Source organism: Bradyrhizobium sp. (genome assembly GCF_049691595.1).
GTDB lineage: Bacteria > Pseudomonadota > Alphaproteobacteria > Rhizobiales > Xanthobacteraceae > Bradyrhizobium.
The window spans coordinates 1-5456 of record NZ_JBAVNZ010000663.1 but is presented as its reverse complement, the minus strand read 5'-3'; the positions used below and the strand labels follow the sequence as shown (position 1 = coordinate 5456).

The window sequence follows — 5456 nt, the reverse complement described above, 5'->3', positions numbered from 1 at the left end:
GAGGACGGCGGCGATGCCGAACGGCCGCATGTGGTCGCGGCCGAGTAGGGTGGCCCGGCCGAACATGAGGCCTCATTGCCGGCGCATCGCCATCCTGATCGCCGCATGTGCTTTCGCGGGCCTCGGTCATCGCGCCGAGGCGGAAGAGCCGATCGAAATCTTCGACGCGCATCTGCATTACAATTGGGAGCCGAAACCGTTCTACCAGGTCGATGAGGTGCTGGCGCTGTTCAAGAAACATCGCGTCACCGGCATCCTCGCGACCAGCCGCCCCAATACCGGCACCCATGCGCTGGTCGATGCCAGGGCGGACGGCCTGCAGGTGGTGCCGTTCATCCGGCCCTACCGCGTCCGGGCCGACATCGGCACCTGGTTCAACGATCCCGTGATCTTCGAACTCGTGCAGGAGGAGTTCAGGCGCGGCTACTATCGCGGCGTCGGCGAGTTTCATCTGACGGGGCAGGCTGCCGACACCGAGATGGTCAGGAAGACCGTCGATTTTGCGGTGGCCAACAATCTCTATCTGCATGCCCATGCGGATCAGGAGGCCGTCGAGATCCTGATGCGGCACAATCCGCAAGCCCGGATCATCTGGGCGCATACCGGCTTTGGCCTGCCCGCCGACCGCGTCGCGGCGATGCTCGCCAAATATCCCAGGCTGTGGGGAGAACTCTCCTACCGCAGCGGCATCATCGATGAATCGGGGAAGCTGACCCCGGAATGGCGTGCGCTGTTCGAGAAATATCCCGACCGGTTCCTGCTCGGCTCCGACACCTGGGTCTCCGAGCGCTGGGCCAACTACGGGGAGATCATGGCGGGTTATCGCGCCTGGCTGGCGCAGTTGCCGGCCCATGTAGCCCGGCAAATCGCGCATGGGAATGCAAGGGCGCTATTTACCGAGAATCGTCCCTAGATCGAAAAGCTGGTCCCGCAGCCGCAGGAGGCGGTGGCGTTGGGGTTGACCACCCGGAACGAGGCGCCGATCAGATCGTCGACGAAATCGACCTCGGAGCCGGCCAGGAACGGTACCGATGCCGGATCGACCAGCACCACCGCGCCGTCGCGCGATATAACCAGATCGTCCTCGGCCCTGGCGCGATCGACATCGAATTTGTACTGAAAGCCGGAGCAGCCGCCGCCCTCGACGCTGATGCGCAGCATCGCCCCGTCACCCTCGTCCTTGAGGATTTCCCCGATCCGGCGGGCCGCCCGCTCGCTGACGGTGATGGCAGTAGTCATGACAAGGTCTCCAGGCGTCATACCCATTTCATTTGGTATCCCGCACCCGACATAGTTAAGTGCGCCGGCCAACGGAATCAAATGGATAAGGATTAAATTGCCGTGTCGGTCGGAATGGCTGCCCCCCGCGCGCTTTTTGCCTGCGACCCCGACCGCAGCCGGGGGCGGCTGTTTTCGGAGCCGCCGAGCAAGACCCGCAGCCCGTTCCGGCGCGACTGCGACCGGGTGATCCATTCCACCGCCTTTCGCCGATTGAAGCACAAAACCCAGGTTTTCGTGTTCCACGAGGGCGATCATTACCGCACCCGGCTGACCCATTCGCTGGAAGTGGCGCAGATTGCCCGCGCGCTGGCCCGGCAGCTCGGCCTGGACGAGGATCTGACGGAAACGCTGGCGCTGGCCCACGACCTCGGCCATCCGCCATTCGGCCATGCCGGCGAGCGGGCGCTGGACAAATGCCTCAAGTCCCATGGCGGGTTCGACCACAACGCGCAGACGCTGCGGGTCGTCACCTCGCTGGAGCATCGCTATCCCGCGTTCGACGGGCTCAACCTGACGTGGGAGTCGCTCGAGGGCATCGTCAAGCACAACGGCCCGCTGACCGGGCGGGACGGGACCCCGACAGGGCGGTACCGGGAGAGCGGCATTCCCGTCGGTATTTCCGAATACGTCAGAACATACGATCTGGAACTCTGGACCTTCGCTTCTCTGGAAGCCCAGGTTGCGGCCTTCGCCGACGACATCGCCTATGACGCCCATGACATCGACGACGGCCTGCGCGCGGGCCTGTTCAATCTCGATGATCTCAGGGTTGTTCCGCTCACGGCCGGGATCATCGCCGATATCGCGCGGCATTATCCCGCGCTCGACGACATCAGGCGCGGCGCCGAGCTGGTGCGCGAGCTGATTTCCTATCTGATCGGGGCGGTGGTCACGGAGGCGCAAACGCGCCTGCAGGCCGTGCAGCCGCAATCCGTCCACGATGTCCGCCATCACCCTGCGCCGCTGATCGCGTTCCCGGACGAAGCCATGCGGCAGGAGGCTGAGATCAAAGCGTTCCTGAAGCAGCGGATGTATCGCCACGAACGGGTGATGCGGGTGATGGGCGAGGCGGAGCAGATCCTGTTCGACCTGTTCGCGCGCTATCGGGCCACGCCGGGCGATCTGCCGGCCGAATGGCAGGACGGCGGCCAAAGCGAGACGGAGGCCGAGCGGGCCCGCCGGATCGGCAATTTCATCGCCGGCATGACCGATCGCTTTGCGCTGACCGAACACCAGAGGCTTTTTGACTCGACCCCGGATTTGCGTTAGGCGGCGGCCCATGGCCGATATCCCCGCTTCACCGCATCTTTTTGCCGACGTGCTGGCGCGCGTGCACGCCGTTTGCGCCGCGCTTGCCGCAGAAGGCGGTTGGCCGGCTGGCATCGATTTCTCGCGCATCGTGGTCGAGCCGCCGCGCGATGCCACGCATGGCGATATGGCAACCAACGCCGCGATGGTTCTGGCCAGGGAGGCGGGCGCCAAACCGCGCGATCTCGCCGAGAAGTTCGCGGAATGGCTTCGCGCGGACGAACTGGTCCTGTCCGTCGATGTCGCCGGACCCGGCTTCATCAATCTCACGCTGAAGCCAGCGGTCTGGGCGGACGCGCTGCGTACCGTGCTGCGCGAAGGCGAGGCTTACGGGCGAAACGGCATCGGCAGGGCCGAGAAGGTCAATGTCGAATATGTCTCGGCCAACCCGACCGGGCCGATGCATGTCGGCCATTGCCGGGGCGCGGTGTTTGGTGACGCGATGTGCAGCCTGCTGCAGTTTGCGGGCTATGACGTCACCCGCGAATATTACGTCAACGACGCCGGCGCGCAGGTCGATGTGCTGGCGCGCTCGGCTTACCTGCGCTACCGCGAGGCGCTGGGTGAGGACATCGGCGCGATACCGGAAGGATTGTATCCCGGCGATTACCTCAAGCCTGTGGGACAGGCGCTTGCCCGGGAGTACGGCGACAAGCTGCTGGCGATGACGGAAAATGTCTGGCTGCCGATCGTGCGCGCCAAGGCCATCGCGATGATGATGGACGAGATCAAGGGCGATCTCGCCGCGCTCGATATCCGGCACGACGTGTTCTTCTCGGAACGCTCGCTGATCGAGAACGGCAACAACAAGGTCAGCGAGACCATCGACTTCCTGCGCGCGCGCGGCGATGTCTATGAGGGGCGTCTGCCGCCGCCGAAGGGCGGGCCGGTCGAGGATTATGAGGACCGTGTCCAGACGCTGTTCCGCGCCACCGCCTATGGTGACGACGTCGACCGTCCGCTGATGAAGTCGGACGGCTCCTATACTTATTTCGCCTCCGACATCGCCAACCACAAGAACAAGTTCGATCGCGGCTTTAACAACCTCATCGACGTGTTCGGTGCCGACCATGGTGGCTACATCAAGCGCATGCAGGCGGCGGTGAAGGCCGTCACTGCAGGCCAGGCGGCGCTGGACGTCAAGATCGTGCAGCTCGTCAGGCTGCTGCGCAATGGCGAGCCCGTAAAAATGTCGAAACGCTCCGGCGAGTTCGTCACCTTGCGCGAAGTGGTCGACGAGGTCGGCTCCGACGCGGTGCGGTTCATGATGCTGTTCCGCAAGAACGATGCGGTGCTGGATTTCGACCTCGCCAAGGTGATCGAGCAGTCCAAGGACAATGCGGTGTTCTATGTCCAGTACGGACATGCCCGCGGCCATTCGATCTTCAAGAACGCCCGCGAGGTGGTTCCCGATCTGCCGGAGGAGACGGGCGCCCGGGCGGCCTGGCTCGAAAATGCCGCGACGGTGCGGCTGACCGACCCGGCGGAACTCGACCTGCTGAAACGGCTGGCGCTCTATCCCCGCACGATCGAGGCCGCGGCGGTCGCTCATGAACCGCACCGAATCGCTTTTTATCTCTATGATCTCGCGAGCGAATTTCACGCGCTTTGGACCAGGGGGCGCGACTTGCCCTATTTACGCTTCATTATCAGGAATGATGCAGAGATCACGAAGGCGCGGCTGGCGATGGTTCAGGGCGTCGTCTCGGTTCTGGCATCGGGCTTGGCCATTCTCGGCGTCCACGCGCCGACCGAGATGCGGTAGGCAGGGGCAACGGCCCTCACACATACGGGATTTGTGGGGGTATCCGGCAGGGACCAATTCGTTTATGAAGCGGGTTGGCGCTGTCCCGAACGGGATGCATCATCGCGATGATTGATCGATACCAGGACCGACCTTTTCCTGCCCAGGAAAATTACGACCGCGGACATGACCGCGGCACGTACCCGAACGCGTCGCATCAGGCCGAGAGCGATCCGCTGGCGGAGCTCGCGCGGCTGATCGGCCAGAACGATCCGTTTGGCGCGGCAGGCAAGCCGCCGCATCCGCTGCAGTCGCGGGCGAATGTCCGTCCGCAATACCAGCCTGCTATCGACGAAGAACAGGTTGCTCCGGCAGGCCCGCCGCCATGGATGCAGCGCGCCTGGCAGGAGCCGCCGCCGCTGGAGCCTGAAGAGCCCGAATTTCAGCCGAGCCCCGTGCACCCGCTGCGCTACCCGACAGAACAAGTCGCGCCGGCGCAAGAATATCGGGATGAGCTACCGTTCCCGGAAGGCGGTCATGAGCCCGATCTGTCGCGCTATGACGATGCGCTGTATGGCCAGATCGGGTCCGGCGAACAGGATGAGCGCGACCCGGCCTACACCGACGATGCCTACGCCTACCAGGACGGCTACGAGGAAGACGAGCCGGCGCCGCGCCGGCGCCGCGGCGGCCTGATGACGGTCGCAGCCGTGTTGGCGTTGGCGGTGGTGGGGACGGGCGCGGCCTTTGCCTATCGCACCTATGTCGGCTCGCCTCGCAGCGGAGAGCCACCGATCATCAAGGCCGACAATAGTCCGACCAAGATCGTGTCGGCGCCGGCGGACGGCATCGCCAAGACGCCTGACCGATTGGTGCAGGGCGATGGCACCGAGAAGCTCGTTTCGCGCGAGGAAGCCCCTGTCGACGTCGGCGCCAGGACCGCTCCGCGCGTGGTGTTTCCGCCATTGAATCAGGCCGGCACCCCGCAACCGGCGGCGGGCGTCACCTCGTCGGTCTCGCCGCCAGCCGCGGCCAACGGCACGATGCCCAACAACGAACCGCGCAAGATCAGGACGCTTTCCGTCAAGGGAGATGCGGCTGACGCAGGCTTGCCGCCGGGTGC

At 64.6% G+C, this 5456-nt stretch carries 4 protein-coding genes and 1 pseudogene; 4 read left to right on the top strand and 1 reads right to left on the bottom strand.

What is annotated here, in order from left to right; genetic code table 11:
- The first annotated feature begins 13 nt into the window (after window positions 1-13).
- Window positions 14-913 (top strand): amidohydrolase family protein, encoded by a 900-nt coding sequence (locus WCE35_RS26615; protein ID WP_424596288.1) that lies wholly within the window; start codon window positions 14-16, stop codon window positions 911-913.
- On the opposite strand, the gene erpA is transcribed toward WCE35_RS26615, so the two are convergent.
- Window positions 910-1239 carry an iron-sulfur cluster insertion protein ErpA gene (gene erpA, locus WCE35_RS26610; protein WP_424596287.1) on the bottom strand — a complete coding sequence of 110 codons (330 nt, stop codon included), beginning with the start codon at window positions 1237-1239 and terminating at the stop codon, window positions 910-912. The genes WCE35_RS26615 and erpA overlap by 4 nt on opposite strands.
- A 102-nt stretch (window positions 1240-1341) precedes the next feature.
- Here erpA and WCE35_RS26605 point away from each other — a divergent pair, with 102 nt between their 5' ends.
- The 3 genes and pseudogenes from WCE35_RS26605 to WCE35_RS26595 all read left to right on the top strand — a co-directional run.
- Window positions 1342-2550 carry a deoxyguanosinetriphosphate triphosphohydrolase gene (locus WCE35_RS26605; protein WP_424596286.1) on the top strand — a complete coding sequence of 403 codons (1209 nt, stop codon included), beginning with the start codon at window positions 1342-1344 and terminating at the stop codon, window positions 2548-2550.
- 10 nt (window positions 2551-2560) lie between these two features.
- The gene (gene argS, locus WCE35_RS26600; RefSeq protein ID WP_424596285.1) at window positions 2561-4354 is read left to right on the top strand and encodes an arginine--tRNA ligase; all 1794 of its coding nucleotides are present in this window, start codon (window positions 2561-2563) and stop codon (window positions 4352-4354) included.
- Window positions 4355-4461: 107 nt separating this feature from the next.
- Window positions 4462-5456 (top strand): annotated as a pseudogene (locus WCE35_RS26595) (SPOR domain-containing protein); the annotation flags it as partial.

Excerpts from the sequence above, each read along its gene's own strand:
- argS (WP_424596285.1), top strand. The coding sequence starts at position 2,561 with ATGGCCGATATCCCCGCTTCACCGCATCTTTTTGCCGACGTGCTGGCG.
- erpA (WP_424596287.1), bottom strand. The coding sequence starts at position 1,239 with ATGACTACTGCCATCACCGTCAGCGAGCGGGCGGCCCGCCGGATCGGG.
- WCE35_RS26615 (WP_424596288.1), top strand. The coding sequence starts at position 14 with ATGCCGAACGGCCGCATGTGGTCGCGGCCGAGTAGGGTGGCCCGGCCG.